12 protein-coding genes are annotated in these 19,356 nt (G+C 74.8%); 8 read left to right on the top strand and 4 right to left on the bottom strand.

Features of this window, described 5'->3' with window-relative positions; genetic code table 11:
• Positions 1-218: 218 nt before the first annotated feature.
• The 7 genes from AWW66_RS26285 to AWW66_RS26260 all read left to right on the top strand — a co-directional run bounded on the left by AWW66_RS26285 (position 219) and on the right by AWW66_RS26260 (position 9,384).
• A complete protein-coding gene (locus tag AWW66_RS26285; RefSeq protein ID WP_067371571.1) occupies positions 219-1,775 on the top strand; it encodes a DNA polymerase Y family protein in 1,557 nt (518 codons plus the stop codon).
• A gap of 27 nt (positions 1,776-1,802) precedes the next feature.
• On the top strand, positions 1,803-5,204 hold the full coding sequence (locus AWW66_RS26280; RefSeq protein ID WP_067371569.1) for an error-prone DNA polymerase: 3,402 nt from the start codon (positions 1,803-1,805) through the stop codon (positions 5,202-5,204).
• A 176-nt stretch (positions 5,205-5,380) separates the two neighbouring features.
• Positions 5,381-5,551 carry a hypothetical protein gene (locus tag AWW66_RS34620; protein WP_169807177.1) on the top strand — a complete coding sequence of 57 codons (171 nt, stop codon included), beginning with the start codon at positions 5,381-5,383 and terminating at the stop codon, positions 5,549-5,551.
• 56 nt (positions 5,552-5,607) lie between these two features.
• Positions 5,608-6,375 carry a methyltransferase domain-containing protein gene (locus tag AWW66_RS26275; RefSeq protein ID WP_067371577.1) on the top strand — a complete coding sequence of 256 codons (768 nt, stop codon included), beginning with the start codon at positions 5,608-5,610 and terminating at the stop codon, positions 6,373-6,375.
• Complete coding sequence (locus AWW66_RS26270; protein ID WP_067371566.1) at positions 6,372-7,529, top strand: alkaline phosphatase family protein; 1,158 nt, start codon at positions 6,372-6,374, stop codon at positions 7,527-7,529. Before AWW66_RS26275 ends, AWW66_RS26270 begins: the two co-directional genes overlap by 4 nt.
• Positions 7,530-7,607: 78 nt before the next feature.
• Positions 7,608-8,867 carry a DNA polymerase IV gene (locus AWW66_RS26265; protein WP_067371563.1) on the top strand — a complete coding sequence of 420 codons (1,260 nt, stop codon included), beginning with the start codon at positions 7,608-7,610 and terminating at the stop codon, positions 8,865-8,867.
• A 115-nt stretch (positions 8,868-8,982) separates the two neighbouring features.
• Entirely contained in the window at positions 8,983-9,384 is a 402-nt protein-coding gene (locus AWW66_RS26260) for a DUF3040 domain-containing protein (protein ID WP_067371560.1), read from the top strand.
• A 674-nt stretch (positions 9,385-10,058) separates the two neighbouring features.
• Here AWW66_RS26260 and AWW66_RS26255 read toward each other — a convergent pair.
• Genes AWW66_RS26255 through AWW66_RS26245 form a run of 3 tightly spaced genes read right to left on the bottom strand, consistent with a single transcriptional unit; the run spans position 10,059 to position 14,912 of the window.
• On the bottom strand, positions 10,059-12,530 hold the full coding sequence (locus tag AWW66_RS26255) for a transglutaminase TgpA family protein (RefSeq protein ID WP_067371556.1): 2,472 nt from the start codon (positions 12,528-12,530) through the stop codon (positions 10,059-10,061).
• Between the two features lie 28 nt (positions 12,531-12,558).
• A complete protein-coding gene (locus AWW66_RS26250) occupies positions 12,559-13,857 on the bottom strand; it encodes a DUF58 domain-containing protein (RefSeq protein WP_067371574.1) in 1,299 nt (432 codons plus the stop codon).
• Positions 13,858-13,859: 2 nt separating this feature from the next.
• Entirely contained in the window at positions 13,860-14,912 is a 1,053-nt protein-coding gene (locus AWW66_RS26245; protein ID WP_067371553.1) for an AAA family ATPase, read from the bottom strand.
• Between the two features lie 509 nt (positions 14,913-15,421).
• Here AWW66_RS26245 and leuS point away from each other — a divergent pair.
• A complete protein-coding gene (gene leuS / locus AWW66_RS26240) occupies positions 15,422-18,262 on the top strand; it encodes a leucine--tRNA ligase (RefSeq protein WP_067371551.1) in 2,841 nt (946 codons plus the stop codon).
• Positions 18,263-18,345: 83 nt separating this feature from the next.
• On the opposite strand, the gene AWW66_RS26235 is transcribed toward leuS, so the two are convergent.
• Positions 18,346-19,356 (bottom strand): peptidoglycan recognition protein family protein (locus tag AWW66_RS26235; RefSeq protein ID WP_067371548.1); only part of this gene is annotated, 1,011 nt, incomplete at its 5' end.

Below are 19,356 nucleotides of genomic sequence, written 5' to 3'. Positions count from 1 at the left end.
GGCGGGGGGCATCGGCCCGTCGACGCCACCCGGGCCGGTCACCGGCCGGTCGGCCGCTGGTCGGCTCCGGGCGGTACCGCCGGCCGGGGCGGTGGAGGGGACCGCCCCGGCCGGCATCCCCACCAGGGCCGGCCCGTCATGAGCCGGCCCGTCATGAGCCGGCCCGTCGTGGGCCGGCCTGGCGTGGAGGGCACCCGGAGGTACCCCGGTGGTGTCGGGTGACCCCGGTCCGGACCCTGCTGCTCTGGTGCCCGGACTGGCCGGTCGTCGCCGCCGAGATCGTCGACGGGATTCCGGCCACCGGCCCGGTCGCCGTGCTGCGCGCCAACCGGGTCGTCGCCTGCTCCGAGCGGGCCCGGGCCGAGGGGGTCCGCCGTGGCCTGCGCAAGCGGGAGGCGCAGGGCCGGTGCCCCCAGGTGACGGTGGTCGAGTACGACCCCGACCGGGACGCCCGCGCGTTCGAGCCGGTGGTCGCCGCCGTCGAGGCGGTGGTCGCCGGGGTGGAGGTGCTCCGTCCCGGTGCCTGCGCGGTGGCCGTCCGTGGCCCGGCGCGGTACCTGGGCGGCGAGGAGGCCGCCGCCGAACGGCTCGTCGAGCACGTGGCCCAGAGCTGCGTGGTGGAGAGCCAGGTGGGCATCGCGGACGGGGTCTTCGCCGCCGGGCTGGCCGCCCGTACCGGACGGATCGTGCCGCCCGGCGCGACGCCGGAGTTCCTCGCCGGCCTGCCGGTCGCGGCGCTCGGCCGCCCGGCCCTGGTCGACCTGCTGCGCCGGCTGGGGATCCGCACCCTGGGCGAGTTCGCCGCGCTGCCCGCCGGTGACGTCCTGGCCCGGTTCGGCGTCGACGGCGCGCTGGCCCACCGGCTCGCCGCCGGCCGGGACCACCGTCCGCCCGCCCCCCGGCAGCCGCCGGCCGACCTGACGGTGACCGCCGGGTACGACGAACCGCTGGACCGGGTCGACGCGGCGGCGTTCGCCGCGCGGGCCCTCGCCGAGCAGTTCCACGACCGGCTCACCGCGCACGGGCTGGCCTGCACCCGGCTCGGCATCGAGGCGGTCACCGCGCACGGGGAGGAACTGCACCGGGTGTGGCGGCACGACGGCCTGCTCACCGCCGGGGCCGTCGCGGACCGGGTCCGCTGGCAGCTCGACGGGTGGCTCTCCGGCGGCCACCACCGGCGGGGGGCCCGGCCACCCCGCCCGAGCGCCGGGATCGTCCGGCTCCGGCTGGTGCCCGACGGGCTGGTCGCCCAGGTGGGGCTGCAACCCGGCCTGTGGGGGGAGAGCGGCGCGGAACGGGAGCGGGCGCACCGGGCGCTGAGTCGGGTGCAGGGCATCCTCGGGCCCGACGCGGTGGTCACCGCGGTGCTGGGCGGCGGGCGGTCCCCGGCCGAGCAGGTCCGCCTGGTCCCCTGGGGGGACGAACGCCTGCCGGCCCGGTCGGACGTCCCGCCCTGGCCGGGACGGCTCCCCCCGCCCGCTCCGGCCCTGGTGCTGCCCAGTCCGCTCGCCGCGACCGTGCGGGACGCCGCCGGCCAGCTGGTCGGGGTGAGCGCCCGGCTCCAGCTCACCGCCGCCCCGGCCGACCTGACCGTGGGTACGGCGGCGCCGGCCGAGATCGTGGGGTGGGCCGGCCCGTGGCCGGTGGACGAGCGCTGGTGGGCGCCGGCCGAGGCGAGCCGGCGGGCCCGGTTCCAGGTCTGCCTGGCCGACGGTACGGCCCTGCTGCTCGCGGTGGCGGCGGGCCAGTGGCGGGTGGAGGCGATCTATGACTGACCGCAGCGCCGGCGACGGAGGGGTCCGGTGAGCTTCCACAATCCGAGGCTGCCCTGGTCGGAGCTGGAACGGGTGCTGTCCGGCCGACCCGCCGGCGGGGCCGGGCGCGGTGCCGGCGGGCGCGGCGACGGCGGGCGGCACCTGCACGTGGTGGACCCCCTCGCGGTCGACGCCGACGGTGGGGACGCCCCCGCCTGGAGCCGCAGCCGCCAGCCGTACCGGCCCCGGACCGACCGGGACGGCCCACCGGGGCGGCCCGCCGCCGAGGTGCCGTACGCCGAGCTGCACGCGCACAGCACCTTCAGCTTCCTCGACGGGGCCAGCCACCCGGAGGACCTGGCCGAGGAGGCCGCCCGGCTGGGGTTGACCGCGCTCGCCGTCACCGACCACGACGGCTTCTACGGCGTGGTCCGGTTCGCCGAGGCGGCCCGGACGCTGCACCTGCCGACCGTCTTCGGCGCCGAGCTGTCGCTGGGGCTGCCCGGCCCGCAGAACGGCGAGCCGGACCCGCACGGCAGCCACCTGCTGGTGCTCGCGCACGGCCACGAGGGGTACGCCCGGTTGGCCGCCACCATCGCCCGCGCCCAGTTGCGCGGCGGCGAGAAGGGCCGCCCGGTCTACGGGGAGCTGGCCGAGGTCGCCGCCGAGCTGCGCGACCACGTGCTGGTGCTCACCGGCTGCCGCAAGGGGCACGTGCCGGCGGCCCTGCTCACCGAGGGGGTGGACGCGGCGGCCCGGGAGCTGGACCGGCTCACCGACCTGTTCGGCGCGGAGACGGTGGCGGTGGAGCTGACCGACCACGGCCACCCGGTCGACGCCGACCGCAACGACGCCCTCGCCGAGCTGGCCGCCGCCGCCGGGCTGCCCACGGTGGCCACCAACAACGTGCACTACGCCACCCCGGGGCGACGCCGGCTGGCCACCGCGCTGGCCGCGGTCCGGGCCCGGCGCAGCCTGGACGAGATCGACGGGTGGCTGCCCGCCGCCGGTACCGCCCACCTGCGCAGCGGGGCGGAGATGGCGGCCCGGTTCGCCGCGTACCCGGGGGCGGTGGCCCGGGCCGCCGAGTTCGGCGCGGAACTCGCCTTCGACCTCCAACTGGTCGCGCCGCAGCTCCCGGCGTACCCGGTGCCGGCCGGGCACACCGAGATGAGCTGGCTGCGCCGGCTCACCCTGGACGGCGCCCGGGAACGGTACGGCCCCCCGCAGGCGCACCCCGAGGCGTACGCGCAGCTCGACCACGAGCTGAACATGATCGAGGAACTGGGCTTCCCCGGCTACTTCCTGGTGGTCTACGACATCGTCACGTTCTGCCGGGAGCAGGACATCTACTGCCAGGGGCGGGGGTCGGCGGCGAACTCGGCGGTCTGCTACGCGCTGCGGATCACCAACGTGGACGCGGTGCGGCACCGGCTGCTCTTCGAGCGCTTCCTCGCCCCGGAACGCGACGGCCCGCCCGACATCGACGTGGACATCGAGTCCGACCGCCGGGAGGAGGTGATCCAGCACGTCTACGCCCGGTACGGCCGGGAGCACACCGCCCAGGTCGCCAACGTCATCTCGTACCGGCCCCGGTCGGCGGTGCGGGACGTGGCCAAGGCGTTCGGGTTCTCCCCCGGGCAGCAGGACGCCTGGAGCAAGCAGATCGACCGCTGGGGCGCGGTCGCCACCGTCGATGTGGAGGACATCCCCGAGCAGGTGGTGGCGTACGCCGACGAGGTGCAGACCGTCCCCCGGCACCTGGGCATCCACTCCGGCGGGATGGTGATCTGCGACCGGCCGGTGATCGAGGTCTGCCCGGTGGAGTGGGGGCGGATGCCCGGCCGCAGCGTGCTCCAGTGGGACAAGGACGACTGCGCCGCCGTCGGGCTGGTCAAGTTCGACCTGCTCGGCCTCGGCATGCTCTCCGCCCTGCACTACGGCTACGACATGATCGGCATGACCCTCGACCTCGGCGACATGACCCTGGACGACCCCGAGGTGTACGACATGCTCTGCCGGGCCGACTCGGTCGGGGTGTTCCAGGTGGAGAGCCGCGCCCAGATGGCCACCCTGCCCCGGCTGAAGCCCCGGGAGTTCTACGACCTGGTGGTGGAGGTGGCGCTGATCCGGCCCGGCCCGATCCAGGGCGGCTCGGTGCACCCGTACATCCGGCGCAAGAACGGCCAGGAGCCGGTGACGTACCCGCACCCGCTGATGCGCAACGCGCTGGAGAAGACCCTCGGGGTGCCGCTGTTCCAGGAGCAGTTGATGCAGCTCGCCATCGACCTGGCCGGCTTCGACGCGGCCGGGGCCGACCAGTTGCGCCGGGCGATGGGGGCGAAACGGTCGGTGGAGCGGATGGCGCAGCTCGCCGACCGGCTCTACGCCGGGATGGCCGAGCGGGGCATCACCGGCGAGCTGGCCGACGACGTGTACCGCAAGCTCACCGCCTTCGCCAACTACGGCTTCCCGGAGAGCCACGCGATGAGCTTCGCCTACCTGGTGTACGCCAGCTCCTGGCTCAAGCGGTACCACCCGGGCCCGTTCCTGGCCGCCCTGCTCAACGCCCAGCCGATGGGCTTCTACTCGCCGCAGACCCTGGTCGACGACGCCCGCCGGCACGGCGTCGAGGTGCGCCGCCCGGACGTCAACGCCAGCGGCGCGAAGGCGACGTGCGAGTCCACCCCGCAGACCCGGTGGGGCAGCCGGCCCGGGGAGCCGCCGCACGAGTGGGGGCTCGGCGGCCCGGCCGTCCGGTTGGGACTGTCCGCCGTGCGGACCCTCGGCGAGGAGGTGGCGGAGCGGATCGAGCGGGAACGCGGCGTCGGCGGCCCGTACCGGGACATGCCGGACCTGGCCCGGCGGGTCGGTCTCACCGCCGCGCAGCTCGAGGCGCTGGCCACCGCGGACGCCTTCGCCTGTTTCGGGCTGACCCGGCGGCAGGCGCTCTGGGCGGCCGGGGCGGCGGCCCAGGACCGGCCGGGCCGGCTGCCCGGCACGGTGACCGGTGCCGCCGCGCCGATGCTGCCCGGGATGGCGGCGGTGGACCGCCTGGTCGCCGACGTCTGGGCGACCGGGCTCTCCCCGGAGAGCCACCCGGCCCGGTTCGTCCGCGACCAGCTCGACGCGCTCGGCGCGGTGCCGATCGCCCGGCTGGGCCAGGTGGAGTCGGGTCGGCGGATCCGGGTCGGCGGGATCGTCACCCACCGGCAACGCCCGGCGACCGCCGGCGGGGTGACCTTCCTCAACCTGGAGGACGAGACCGGGATGCTCAACGTCGCCTGCTCGCCGGGGCTGTGGCAGCGGTACCGCCGGGTGGCCCGGACCAGCGCCGCCCTGGTGGTCCGGGGGCGGCTGCACCGGCACGAGGGGGTGACCGGTCTCACCGCCGACCGGCTCGACCCGATCGTGCCGCCGGTCAGCCCGGCCTCCCGTGACTTCCGGTGACCCGGCCCGCGCCGCCGACCCCGGCACCGGTTCGTTGTCTTCTTCACACCGGTGTTTACCGCACCGACCCGCGGGAGAGACCCTGACGTGGTCAGCGGGCGGGATCATCTTGCTGATCCCGCAGCCACCGACAAAGATCTGGTAACCCCGTCGTCGTGGAAAGGAAGAACGACAGGATGAACAACGGCTACAACGGAGTGGCCAACGCGCGGCGGACCCGTCTCGTCGCGGGCTGGGTTCCGGCGCACCACCCCGAACCGCGCGAGTACGCGGTGACCGACGGCCCGGTGGCCAACGTCCGCCGGTCCCGGGCGGAGGAGGAGCCCCCGACGGGGGCGCGGATGTGAGCCGACGCCGGCCGGCGTGGCCGGGACACCAGGCGGTCCCCGCGACACCGGCCGGCGTGACTAGGCTCGACCGGGTGGAGCAGACCCGAGACCCGCTCACCGGGCCGCCGTTGACCCCGCGTACCGCCGTGATCTGGTCCGTCCTGCGGGCCGAGCTGGACCGTCGCGCCGGCACCCGACTCACCGTTCTCGACGTCGGCGGCGGCACCGGCGGCTTCGCCGTGCCGCTGGCCCAGGCCGGCCACCAGGTCACCGTCGTCGACGCCAGCCCCGACGCGCTCGCCGCGCTGACCCGCCGGGCCGCCGAGGCCGGGGTCGCCGACCGGATCCGCGCGGTGCAGGGCGACGGCGACGCGCTCGCCGGGCTGGTCGAGCCGGGCAGCGTCGACCTGGTCCTCTGCCACGCCGTGCTGGAGGTGGTCGACGACCCGGCCCCGGTGGTGGCCGCGCTGGTCGCCGCCCTGCGGCCGGGCGGCGCGGCGAGCGTGCTGGTCGCCGGCCGGGCCGCCGCGGTGCTCGCCCGCGCCACCAACGGGCACCTGGACGTGGCCGCCGCGCTCGCCGCCGACCCGGACGGCACCGCCGGCCCCCGGGACACCCTGCGCCGCCGCTTCGACGTCGAGGGCGCCACCGCGCTGGTGCGCTCCGCCGGGGCGGTGGTCGAGGAGATCCACGGGGTACGGGTCCTGGCCGACCTGCTGCCCGCCGCCGTCGCCGACGGCCAGCCCGCCGCCCTGGTCGAGCTGGAACGGGCCCTGGCCGGCCGGTCGCCGTACCGGGACCTCGCCGCCGCGCTGCACGTCTTCGCCCGCCGGCCGGCATGACCGACCCGCACCCGCTCAGCCCGGTCTCCCCCCGATACGTCGGGGACAGCCTGGCCGACGTGCTGCCCGGCGCGCTGGCCGTGCTCGGGGTGCCCGGCGCCGTCGACCGGCTCGGGCTGCTGCCCGGCCTCGCCGGGGTCCGCCGGATCGCCGTCCTGCTCGTCGACGGCCTCGGCTGGTACCAACTCCCCGTCGCGGCCCGGCACGCGCCGACCCTGGCCGGCCTCGCCGCCACCGTCGGCCGGCCGATTGTCACCGGCTTCCCGTCGACCACCCCGACCAGCCTGGTGACGCTCGGCACCGGCGCGTCGCCGGGGGAGCACGGGGTGCTCGGCTTCCGGGTCCGGGTGCCCGGCGGCGACCGGGTGCTCAGCCACGTCGAGTGGGCCGACGACCCGGACCCGCTGCGCTGGCAGCCGGTGCCGACCCAGTTGACGCGGGCCCGCGCCGCCGGGGTCGCCACCACCGTGGTCAGCCGGCCGGAGTTCGCCGGCAGCGGCCTGACCCTGGCCGCGAACCGGGGCGGTGACTTCCGGGGCGCCGCCGGCGTGGACGCCCTCGCCGGGGCGGTGCTGACCGCGCTGGCCGCCGGCTCCGGGCCCACCCTGGTCTCCGCGTACCACCCCGACCTGGACCGGTACGGGCACCTCGACGGCGTCGACTCGGCCCGCTGGCAGGCCGCCGCGGCCGAGGTGGACGAGCTGCTGGCCCGGCTGGTGGACGGCCTGCCGGCGGACGCCGCGCTGCTGGTCACCGCCGACCACGGGCAGCTCAACGTCCCGGTGGAGCACCGCTTCGACCTGGACACCGATCCCCGCCTGCGGGCCGGGGTACGGCTCGTCGCCGGCGAGCCCCGGGTCCGCTACCTGCACGTGGAGCCGAGCGCGCAGGCCGACGTGGTGGCCGCCTGGTCGGCGGTGCTCGGCGGGACGGCCCGGGTCACCACCCGCGACGAGGCGGTCGCCGCCGGCTGGTTCGGGCCGGTGGCTCCGGCGCACCTGGCCCGGATCGGGGACGTGGTGGTGGTCTGCCGGGACACGTACGTGGTGGTCGCCACCGCCTCCGAGCCGCCGATGGCGGCCCGGCTGGTCGGGTACCACGGCGCGGACACCGCCGCCGAGATGACCGTGCCCCTGCTGGTCGTCCGGGGCTGACCCGGCCGGCAGCCCGGCCACCCGGCCGGCGCGGGGTTGGTCGGCGAACCTGTCGGACCCGGGGGCTAGCCTGCCGGAATGGGTCGGAGTCAGTCGTTGCCACGAGGCGGTGACCCGCGCTTCGGCCCGGACGCCGACGACACCGGGTGTCCGATCCTGCACGTCGACATGGACGCCTTCTACGCCTCCGTGGAGGTGCGGGACCGGCCGGAGCTGCGCGGGCGGCCCGTGGTGGTGGGCGGGACCGGCCCGCGTGGCGTGGTCAGCTCGGCCAGCTACGAGGCCCGCCGGTACGGCGTCCGCAGCGCCATGCCCACCGCGCGGGCGCGGGCGCTCTGCCCGCACGCGGTCTACCTCCCGCCGGACTTCACCCGGTACACGACCGCCTCCCGGGCGGTGATGGACGTCTTCCGGGACGTCACCCCGCTGGTCGAGCCGATCTCCCTGGACGAGGCGTTCCTGGACGTGGCCGGTGCGCGCCGGCTGTTCGGCCGACCGGCCGAGATCGCCCGGTCGATCCGCGCCCGGGTGGCCGGGAAGACGGGGCTGACCTGCTCGGTTGGGGTCGCGCCGAGCAAGTTCGTGGCCAAGCTCGGCTCGACCCGGGCCAAGCCGGACGGCCTGCTGGTGGTGCCGGCCGCGCGGGTGCTCGACTTCCTGCACCCGTTGCCGGTGGCGGCGTTGTGGGGGGTGGGGGAGCGGTCGGAGCAGACCCTGCGCCGGTTGGGGCTGAACACCATCGGCGAGGTGGCCGAGGCGCCGTACGGCATGCTGCGCCGGGCGCTCGGCGAGGCCGCCGCGACCCACCTGCGGGAGCTGGCCGCCGGGCGGGACCCGCGTCGGGTCAGCCCCGAGCAGGTGGAGAAGTCGATCGGCGCCGAGGTGACCTTCGACGTCGACGTCACCGACCGGCGGGAGCTGCGGCGGGCGCTGCTCGCCCTCGCCGACAAGGTGGGTGGGCGGCTGCGCCGGGCCGGTCAGGTCGGGCGGACCGTGGCGCTCAAGGTGCGACTGGCCGACTTCCGGACGGTCAGTCGGTCCCGCACCCTGGATGTGCCCACCGACACCGCCCGGGAGATGTTCGACACCGCCTGGGCGCTCTTCACCGCCCTCGACCCGAGCGAGCCGATCCGGCTCGTCGGGGTCCGGATGGAGGGGCTCGCCCCCGCGGCGCAGACCCCACGGCAACTCGCGCTCGGCGCGCCCGAGCGGGGGTGGCGGGAGGCGGAGGCCGCCGCGGACGCCGCGGCTGCCCGATTCGGGCGGTCCGTCATAGGTCCGGCTAGTCTGCTCGGCAGAGCCGATCCCCACCGAAATGAAAATCCACCCCGGCCATAGGTCGTCCCGCTTTCCGACGCGCGACCCCCCTCGTAGACTTGCGGGTAAGCAGCCGGATGGCTGCCACGGTCTGTCGACCCGACCGGGCCGACCAACGTGACCGGGGAGGAGTGCCGTGCCGCTCTCGGAGCACGAGCAGCGGCTGTTCGAGCAGATCGAGCGGTCGCTTGCCGAGGACCCCAAATTCGCCTCGGCCGTGCGCGCCAGCGACCCGCGTTTCCACGCGCGGCGTCGCCTGCTCGTCGCTGCCGGTGTGATCATCGCTGGTCTCGCCCTACTGGTCTACGGTGCGGTGATCAAGACTCCACCGCTGGCGGTGGCGGGCTTCGTCGTCATGCTGGCCTCGGCGGCTTTCGCGGTGCAGTCGCACCGTCGGTCGCAGTCGCCGGACCTGCACGTGGTGGGTGGCACGACGAGCCGCCGACGTTCCCGTGGTGGGGGACGGTCGGGGCGTCGGTCGTCGCTGCTGGACCGCATGGAGGACCGGTGGCGGCAGCGCCCGGAGGGGCACCGCTGACCGGACCCGGCCGCTGACGCGGCCGGGTCGACAGGCGGTGCTCCGGGTCACCGGAACGCGCCGGTGACCCGCCGGGCCCCGGCATGTCCGTCCAACGGCGTCCAGGTGGTGCCGGGCACGTGCCCGGATCATTCCGTTGAGCAGATCCTGGATCATCGGGTCAGGCCGGTCAGGGTGGCCGGTCGAGTCACGCCGGCCTCCGGGGTCGCCCCACCAACCACGGGCGTTTCACGATCGGCAAGTGTGGTCAACCAGTAAACCTGACGGCGACAACAGCGGCAGGGCCGGGTGCGGCCGGGACGAGCGTCCGCGAGCCTTTCGAGCTGCCCCATCTGTGAGACCACCCCCACGCCCGGGTGGCATACCGCATGCCGGCCGGGAGCCGACCTCGGCGCTTGACCCGCACCTTTCGGGCTCGCTCACGCCGACGTCGTACCCTCGCGCTTCTTGCCGGCGCCGAACCGCTCGCACCGTGCCGAGTCCTGCCCCGTCTCTGAGGGCAGCTCGAAAGGAAGCCGTGGCGAGGCGCCAGACCCGACGGTTTCCAGCTCAGGAAAGATGCAGGCGGCCGGCCGAAGGAGCGGCTTCTTCGAGAATGTCGTCCAGTTCCTCATCGGTCAGTGGCAGGACCGACGACGGGGGCCGAGGCGGATGCCTCGGCCCCCGTCGTCGGCTCAGCGGCCGGCGCGGCCGGCGATGAGCCGGCGCGGGTTCCACCGCAGCAGGTGGTACCGGAGCCGCCCGCTCGTCGTCACCACCCGGGCCGAGGACTCCGCCAGCGCCGTGCGCCACCGCAGCAGCACCGACGGGGGCAGCACCGCCGCCGTCAGCCGGGTCCGCCGGTCCGCCCGGCCGGCCAGGGCACCCCGGACCGTGTGCAGGGCGGGCGGCAGGTCCTCGCCGGTGAGCGGGTCGCGGGCGTACCGGGCCCGCTCCTCGGCCCGGCCGAGCAGCCGGACCGCCGCCGTGGCGGACTCGTCGCCGGTCAGCGCGTCGGCGGCCAACCGGTCGGCGGTGGCCCGGGGGGTCTCCGTGCGGTCCACCCGGACCCGGTAGTCGACCAGCGTGTCGAGCAGCTCGTCCCAGGCCGCGTGGGCGTGCGCGCGGGCCTGGTCGACGTCCACCCCGACCACCACCGGCCGGGCCCCGGCCGCCGGGTCGGCGTCACTGTCCACCCGGGGCGCCGGTACGGGGACGGCCACCCGGCGGCCCCGCCGCCGGCGCAGCGACCACCGGCGCAGTGCCGGCACCGCCAGCAGCGCGAGCACCGCCAGGACGGCCAGCGTCCACCACGGCCAGCGCGGCGCCTCGTCGATCGGTGCGCCACCGGCCGGGTCGAAGCCGGGGTCGACGTCCTCCTCGAGCTGGTCCGGCTGGTTCGCCGGGGCGGACGCCCCCGGATCGTCGGGCGTCACCGGGGTCTCCGCCCCCGGGGTGGTCGGCTCCGGCGCGTCGGTGTCCGGGGCCCACTCGGAGCGGTTCCACCCCTGCACCCCGTAGGTCGGCGTGGCGTCGAAGGGCACCCAGCCGATCCGGTCGAAGTAGACCTCCGTCCAGGCGTGCAGGTTGCGGTTGGTCAGCGTGTACGTGTTGCCCTCGCGGTCGCTGCCGTTGGTGAACCCGAACGCCACCCGGGCCGGGATGCCCGCCGCCCGGACCAGCCACGCCATCGCGGCGGCGTACTGCTGGCAGAAGCCGACCTTGTTCTCCAGGAAGTCGACGACGTCCTGGCCGCTGGTGCCGCCCTCGGTGCTCAGCCGGTAGCTGAACCCGTTCTCCGCCGAGAAGTGGTCGTAGATCGCCCGCACCTTGTCGTACTCGGTGCGCGCGCCCTGGATCAGCTCGGTGACCAGTTGCTCGACCTCGCGGACCGGCGGGGTGATGGTGTACCGCCGCCGCAGCTCGTTCTCCGCCGGCAGCGGAGCCGCCTCCCGCAGCACCGCCGGGGTGTACGTGGACCGTACGTAGTCGAAGGTGTAGCTCTTGCCCCGGGAGTTCTCCCGGTTGGAGAAGAGGACCTGGAGGTTGCGGTCGTAGAGCCAGTTGCCGCTGAGGTCCTCGGTCCGTACCGGCTCGGCGTAGGTCGGCAGCAGCGGCATGGTCAGGTTGCGGGTCACCTCCACCGTGGCCCGGTACTGGCGCTGCTCGACCCCGGGCCGTACCCCCTGGCTCGGGTCGGGCAGGTCCTGGGTGACCGGCCGGCCGCTCGGGCTGCGGACGCTGAAACCCTCCGGGCTCAACTGGTCGGCGACGCCGTACCGCAGGTAGAACGGTTCCTCCTCGTTCGTGGTGACCTTGACGAAGTCGGTGACCTGGGACTGGTTGAGCTGCCCGCTGAGCGAGGCGAACAGGTCGATCCGACCGGGGGCGCCACCCTGCCCGAAACCACCGGTGCCGTTGCCCGCGCCGCTGCTCAACTGGTTGAGCAGCCCACCGGACATCCCCGGCACGGCCAGCGGCACGGCGATGGCCAGCGCCACCCCGACCACCGCCAGTCGCCGGCCGGCGGCGGCCAGCGGGGAGGCCTCCCAGACGTCGACGTCGCGGCCCTCGCCGGTGAACCGGCGGCCGAACCGGCGTACCCGGTCGATGTTGTCGGTGACCAGCAGCCACAGGTACCCGGCGGCGCCGACCACGAACGGGACGGCGGGCACGCTGTCCACATAGATGGCGACCGGCACCGAGTAGACGGCGAGCATCGGCAGCCCGGCCAGCGCGGGCCGGCGCAGCCCGACGGCGAGCAGGTCCACCATCACCGCGACCGACCCGATCCCCAGCACGGCGATGAAGAGCAACGGATCGGTGTCCGGCACCTTCACGCCGTAGGAGCGCATGTCCTCGACCGAGGCGTTCAGCAACGCGCCGAAGTGGTCGAAGGTGGCCGGGGTGGGCACCAGCGCGGCCAGCCCGGTGCCGCCGGGGAACAGCCAGGTCAACGCCAGCAGCAGGCCGGCGAGCATGCCCAGCACCTGACCCCACAGCGGGGCCCGGACCAGCCGGGCCAGCGCCGCCGCCCCGGCCACCGCGGCGACCGCCACGGCCGACTGGAGCAGCCACGTCCACCGCTCGAAGATGGCCGACAGCGGCGCCGAGGCGAGCAGCGTCGCCACGGCGGCGACGAACCCGAGATTACGGTGCGCGGTCACCGGTACACCCCGTTCCCGTGATGGATGCTCACTTCACGCCCCCGGCGACCGTCTCGGCCATCGCCGCCCGCTGCGCGAAGCCCTGCGAGCCCCGGGCGACCTGCGGCCACAGCGCCGGGAGCCGGGCGCCGTGGTCGACGCCGATGACCCGCCAGCCGTTCTGGAGCAGGGCCAGCGCGGCGGTGCCGTGCGCGTGCTCGGCCTCGGCCCGCGCCTTGTCGGGCAGGTTGAGCCAGGTCGAGCTGTCCAGCGCGAAACCGACGCAGGTCGCGCCGTTGCCCCGCAGCCCGGACAGCAGTTCGGCCTCGGCGGTGTCCAGCGACCCGAGCAGCGCGATGATCAGACCGCCGTCGGCGCGCTGGCGGACCCGCTGCACCAGCGAGGTGATCTCGGTGTGCTTGTCCAGCCGGACGTCGGCAAGGTGGTCCAGCAGCAGCCCCTCGCCGGCGCCCTCCCCGGCGTCGACGTCCACCCCCGAGCCGGTGACCAGGCGCAGCTTGTACCCGGCCTGCCGCAGGTGCACGGCGATGCTCGCGGCGGCGGAGACCGCCCACTCGAAGCTGGCCGTCGGCCCGTCGCCCCGGTGGCCCCACGCCCGGGTGTCCAGCACCACGGTCGCCCGGCTCTCCCAGGGCTGCTCCTCCCGGCGCACCATCAGCTCGCCGGTGCGGGCGGTGGACTTCCAGTGCACCCGGCGCAGGTCGTCGCCGCGCCGGTACTCCCGGGTCGCCGCGTCGTCCTCGCCGTGCACCGCCACCGACCGGGCCCGGCTCTCGCCGCTGCCGGCGTACTCCCCGGGGAGCCGGACCGACGGCAGCGGGACGACCTGGGGGATCACCGTGAGGTGGTCGGTGCTGGGAAAGGAGCGGCTCAGCTCGCAGAGCCCGAACGGGTCGGTCATCCGGACCACCAGCGGACCGACCTCGTACCGGCCCCGCACGTCGGCCCGGACGGTGTACGCCACCGAACTGGCCTGGTGCGCGCCGAGGCGTTCCAGCACCACCCGGGGCCGGCTGCCCAGCGCGTACGGCAGCCGGTCCTCCAGGAGCAGGGTGCCGGTGGGCAGCCGGGACAGGTTCTGCAACCGCAGCACCACCCGGGAACTGGCCCCCACCGGCACCCGGTGCGGATCCAGCGACCGGCTGCACGCCAGCTTGTACCGGCTCCGCCCGACGTAGGCGGCCCCGAGCAGCGGCAGGATGGCCAGGAGGACGGCCACCCGGAGCAGGTCCTTCTCGCCGAGGATCGCGGCGGAGATGGCCGCCGCCACCGCTGCGGCGAGGAAGGACCGACCCCGGGTGGTCAGGCCGCGCAGCCCGTCGCGCACGGTCACGGCCTCCGGGGCTCGTAGGGCGGGCGACCGTTGCCGGCGCTCGGCCGGGTGTCGTACGGGGACCGTTGCCGGTCGTGCGGCAGCGGCAGCCGGTGCACCAGGTCGGAGACGATCGCGTCGGTGGTGCGCCGGGCGAGCTGGGCGTCCGCCGTCGGGATGATCCGGTGCGCCATGACCGGCACGGCCAGCGCCTGCAGGTCGTCGGGGAGGACGTAGTCCCGTCCCTCCAGCGCGGCCACCGCGCGGGCGGTGCGCAGGAGCTGGAGGGTGGCCCGGGGGGAGGCGCCCAGGCGCAGCTCGGGGGCCTCGCGGGTGGCGGTGACCAGGTCGATCGCGTACTGCTTGACGGCGTCGGCGACGTGCACCTGGCGGACGTGCGCGATGAGCTGGCGGACCGTCGCCGCGTCGGAGACCGGGCGCAGCTCCTGCAACGGGTCGGTGGCCCCGTGCCCGTCCAGCATCGCCAGCTCGGCGGCCTGACCCGGGTACCCCATGGCGATCCGGGCGGTGAACCGGTCCCGCTGCGCCTCGGGCAGCGGGTAGGTCCCCTCCATCTCGATCGGGTTCTGGGTGGCGATCACCATGAACGGCGTCTGGAGCTGGTAGGTGACCCCGTCGACGGTGACCTGCCGCTCCTCCATGCACTCCAGCAGCGCCGACTGGGTCTTCGGCGAGGCCCGGTTGATCTCGTCGCCGACGACGAGGTTGGCGAAGACCGCACCCGGGCGGAACTCGAAGTCGTGCGTCTCCTGGTTGTAGACGCTGACCCCGGTGACGTCGCTGGGCAGCAGGTCGGGGGTGAACTGGATGCGCCGTACCGAACAGTCGATGGAGCGGGCGAGCGCCTTGGCCAGCTTGGTCTTGCCCACCCCCGGGACGTCCTCGATGAGCAGGTGACCCTCGGCGAGCAGGACGGCCAGGGCGAGGCGCACCGTGGCGGTCTTGCCCTCGATGACCTGTTCGATGTTGGTCACGATGGCTTCGCTGGCGGTGCGGAACTCGTCGTGCGGCAACAGGCCGCCCACCTCGTCCCAGGTCTGTTGTGTCACGGGCCTCCTCCTCGTCGCCTCCGACGGCAGCTCGCCGGCGAGCCCCGGTCGCCAGCGGCGCGCCGGAACCCTCGTGTCGCGACGTCGAGCCTCGTCTGCCGCAGGAATCTCACTGGTCTCTCAGGCTAACCATGTTTGTCGTCATCGCCGACCCCCGCAGGTAGACGGTCGGTTACGCCCCGATATTCGCCAGGTCGGGGGAGTTGCCGACCGGACCGGCCCGGGTCCGTGACCACCCGGGGTGACCGGTGATCCACCCGCAATCACGGACCCGGGGCGGGTCCGGTTCACCACCGGCGGTGACCGGCGCTCGGCGGCCGGACGCGGGGGCGGGGTACACTGCCGGACGTGGCCGGAGTCTTCCTGCTCCTTACCGGGCCGTGCTGACGCGCCGACGACGCGGCGACAGCACGGCGGCCCCTCCTGCGTGAGGGGCTTTTTCGTGCCCACAGCAGTGCCCGCAGCAGACTTCCCACCGACGACGAGACGACCGCGCCGAGGAGAACGCCATGAGTGAGGCCGCCGCACCGACGGGCGACATTCCCCCGTACCGGTACACCGCGGAGCTGGCCGGCGAGATCGAGCGCCGGTGGCAGGACACCTGGGAGCGGGAGGGCACCTTCCACGCCCCGAACCCGACCGGCCCGCTGGCCGACCCGGCCCACCCCCGTGCCGGCGCGGAGAAGCTGTACGTGCTGGACATGTTCCCGTACCCCTCCGGGGCCGGCCTGCACGTGGGGCACCCGCTGGGCTACATCGGCACCGACTGCTACGCCCGGTTCCAGCGGATGGCCGGGCGCAACGTGCTGCACGCGATGGGCTTCGACGCGTTCGGCCTGCCCGCCGAGCAGTACGCGGTGCAGACCGGCACCCACCCGCGCACCACCACCGAGGCGAACATCGAGCGGTACAAGGCGCAGCTACGCCGGCTGGGACTGGCCCACGACGAGCGGCGGTCGGTGGCCACCATCGACACCGACTTCTACCGCTGGACCCAGTGGATCTTCCTGCAGGTCTTCAACTCCTGGTACGACACGGACGCGCGTCGGGCCCGCCCGATCGACGAGCTGGTCGCCGCGTTCGAGGCCGGCACCCGGCCCACCCCGGACGGGCGTCCCTGGGCGGAGCTGACCCCGGCGCAGCGGCGGGCGGTCGTCGACGACCACCGGCTGGCGTACGTCTCGCAGGCGCCGGTGAACTGGTGCCCGGGGCTGGGCACCGTGCTGGCCAACGAGGAGGTCACCGCCGACGGTCGCTCGGAGCGGGGCAACTTCCCGGTCTTCAAGCGGAACCTCAAGCAGTGGATGATGCGGATCACCGCGTACGCCGACCGGCTGCTGGACGACCTGGACACCCTGGACTGGCCCGAGCCGATCAAGCTGATGCAGCGCAACTGGATCGGCCGCTCGACCGGCGCGCACATCGACTTCCCGACCGCCGCCGGGCCGGTGCGGGTGTTCACGACCCGGCCGGACACCGTCTTCGGGGCCACCTACATGGTGCTGGCCCCCGAGCACGAGCTGGTCGACGCGCTGGTCCCGGCGGCCTGGCCGGCGGGGACGAAGGACGCCTGGACCGGTGGGCACGCCAGCCCCCGGGCGGCCGTCGAGGCGTACCGGAAGGCGGCGGCGGCCAAGACCGACGTCGAGCGGCAGACCGAGACCCGGGAGAAGACCGGCGTCTTCGTCGGGGCGTACGCCACCAACCCGGTCACCGGCGGCGACATCCCCGTCTTCGTCGCCGACTACGTGCTGGCCGGCTACGGCACCGGCGCGATCATGGCGGTGCCCGCCCAGGACGAGCGGGACTGGGACTTCGCCGAGGTCTTCGACCTGCCGATCGTGCGCACCGTGCAGCCGCCCGAGGGCTTCGCCGGCACGGCGTTCACCGGGGACGGGCCGGCGGTCAACAGCGCCAGCGTCGAGCGCGGGGTGGACCTGAACGGTCTGGGCGTGGCCGAGGCCAAGGCCCGGATCATCGAGTGGCTGGAGGCCAGCGGCCACGGCAGCGGCGCGGTCACCTACCGGCTGCGGGACTGGCTGTTCTCCCGGCAGCGGTACTGGGGCGAGCCGTTCCCGATCGTGTACGACGCTACCGGCGCGGCAATCGCGTTGCCCGAGTCGATGCTGCCGGTCGAGCTGCCCGAGGTGGACGACTTCGCCCCGCGCACCTTCGACCCCGAGGACGCCGACAGCGACCCGGAGACCCCGTTGTCGCGCCGGCGCGACTGGGTCGAGGTGGAGCTGGACCTGGGCGACGGCCCGCAGCGGTACACCCGGGAGACCAACGTCATGCCGCAGTGGGCCGGCTCCTGCTGGTACGAGCTGCGTTACCTGGACCCGACCAACAGCGGGCGGTTCGTCGACGCGGAGAACGAGCGGTACTGGATGGGGCCGCAGGCCGAGGGCGACTGCGGGGGCACCGACCTGTACGTCGGCGGCGCCGAGCACGCCGTGCTGCACCTGCTGTACGCCCGCTTCTGGCACAAGGTGCTGTACGACCTGGGGCACGTGTCGTCGTTCGAGCCGTTCCGCCGGCTGTTCAACCAGGGCTACATCCAGGCGTACGCGTACACCGACGCGCGGGGCGCGTACGTGCCGGCCGAGGAGGTCGTCGAGGTCGACGGCCGGTTCCTGCACGGCGAGACCGAGGTCCGGCGCGAGTACGGCAAGATGGGCAAGTCCCTGCGCAACGTGGTCACCCCGGACGAGATGTGCGCCGCGTACGGGGCGGACACCTTCCGGGTGTACGAGATGTCGATGGGCCCGCTGGAGGTCTCCCGCCCCTGGGAGACCCGGGCGGTCGTCGGCTCGTACCGCTTCCTGCAGCGGGTCTGGCGGGCGGTGGTCGACGAGCAGACCGGCGCCTCCCGGGTCACCGACGACCCGGCCGACGAGGCCACCCGCCGGCTGCTGCACAAGGTCGTCGACGGGGTCCGGGGCGACATGGCGGGCATCCGGTTCAACACCGCGATCGCCAAGCTGATCGAGCTGACCAACGCGGTGACCCGGCTGCCGGCCACCCCGCGCGAGGTGGCCGAGCCGCTGGTGCTGATGCTGGCCCCGTTCGCCCCGCACATCGCCGAGGAGCTGTGGCGGCGACTGGGTCACGCCGGCTCGCTGACCTACGTCGACTTCCCGACCGCCGACCCGGCCCTGCTGGTGGCCGAGACGGTGACGTACCCGGTGCAGATCAACGGCAAGGTCCGGGGCCGGGTCGAGGTGAGCGCCGACGCCGACGAGGCGACGGTCCGCGCGGCGGCGCTGGAGGCGGTCGCCGCCACCCTGGCCGGCAAGGAGCCCCGCAAGGTCATCGTCGTGCGGGGCCGGATGGTCTCCGTCGTCGCCTGAGGTGTAAGGAAGGGCCCCCTGTTAACGCTTTCTGTTGTACAGGGGGCCCTTCCTCACACCCGGGCCCGCGCGCCCGGAGGGCGTCAGCGGCGCAGGAGGGTGGTGCGGAACGCCTCGCGGACGCTCCCGCCGACCACCGCGCACCAGGTACGCCGGTCCACCTCGCCGGTGGCGGTCAGCCCGTGCCGGGTCTGGAGTTGGCGGACCGCCTCCCGGGTGGCGGTGTCCAGGGTGCCGGTGGCGGTGACCGGGTACCCCCGGACGGCCAGGATGCTCTGCAGGCCGGCGACCGGTTCGCCGGTGCCGCCCGCGACGACCGGCACCACCAGCAGGTCCCAGGTGCTGTCGCGGATCTCGCCGAGGCCGGTCGGGGTGATCCCGTTGCGCCGCTGGAAGTCCTCCACGGCCGTGACGGTGGCCGGGTCGAAGGTGCCGCTCGCGGTGACCGCGTACCCCCGGGCGCGCAGCAGGTGCTGGGCCACCCGGACCGCCTCGCCCCGGCTGCTGGACAGGATGTCCGGCCAGGTCCGCTCGGGGATGGCGGCCAGCGCGGTGCCGAGCCGGCGGGCGACCTCCCGGCGCAGCGCCGGGAACTGCCGGTAGAAGGCGGCCCCGGGGCACTGGGTGAGCTGGAAGTCCCAGTGCCCGAAGATCCGGTGCGCGCCGAGCCGGTACTGGACGCAGATCGCCACGCAGAGGTCGACCAGGGCGTCGACCTGCCGCTGCGGCGGCGACTCGGTGACGTAGATGCCCTCGTTCTCGATGCCGATGCCGCGTCCGTTCTCCCCCGGGGAGTGGGCGCCCACCACCTGCTGGGTGCCACCACGCAGGCCGGCGAGGCTCTGGTGCCGCCCCTCCAGCAGGTACCCGCCCCGGCTGACCGTGAAGTGCTGGCCGGAGTCCGGCCAGCCGTTGCCGTCCTGGTGCAGGCGCTGGATGTCGCGGGCCAGCCAGATCGCCTGGTTGACCGAGTAGTCGGTGCTGTTCGGGTAGGCGGTGTGGTGCACCACGATCTTCTGGGTGGTGCCGGTGTTCATGGTCAACGGGCTGGTCGGTGGCCGGGCCGCCCAGGAGCCGCAGGTGATGATCTCGCC

The organism is Micromonospora rosaria (assembly GCF_001567585.1).
Lineage (GTDB): Bacteria > Actinomycetota > Actinomycetes > Mycobacteriales > Micromonosporaceae > Micromonospora > Micromonospora rosaria.
The sequence above is the reverse complement of the archived record's forward strand: the minus strand, read 5'-3'. Positions and strand labels throughout refer to the sequence as shown.

Coding starts and splice junctions, on each gene's coding strand:
- AWW66_RS26270 (WP_067371566.1), top strand. CDS start 6,372: ATGACCGACCCGCACCCGCTCAGCCCGGTCTCCCCCCGATACGTCGGG.
- AWW66_RS26265 (WP_067371563.1), top strand. CDS start 7,608: ATGGGTCGGAGTCAGTCGTTGCCACGAGGCGGTGACCCGCGCTTCGGC.
- leuS (WP_067371551.1), top strand. CDS start 15,422: ATGAGTGAGGCCGCCGCACCGACGGGCGACATTCCCCCGTACCGGTAC.
- AWW66_RS34620 (WP_169807177.1), top strand. CDS start 5,381: ATGAACAACGGCTACAACGGAGTGGCCAACGCGCGGCGGACCCGTCTC.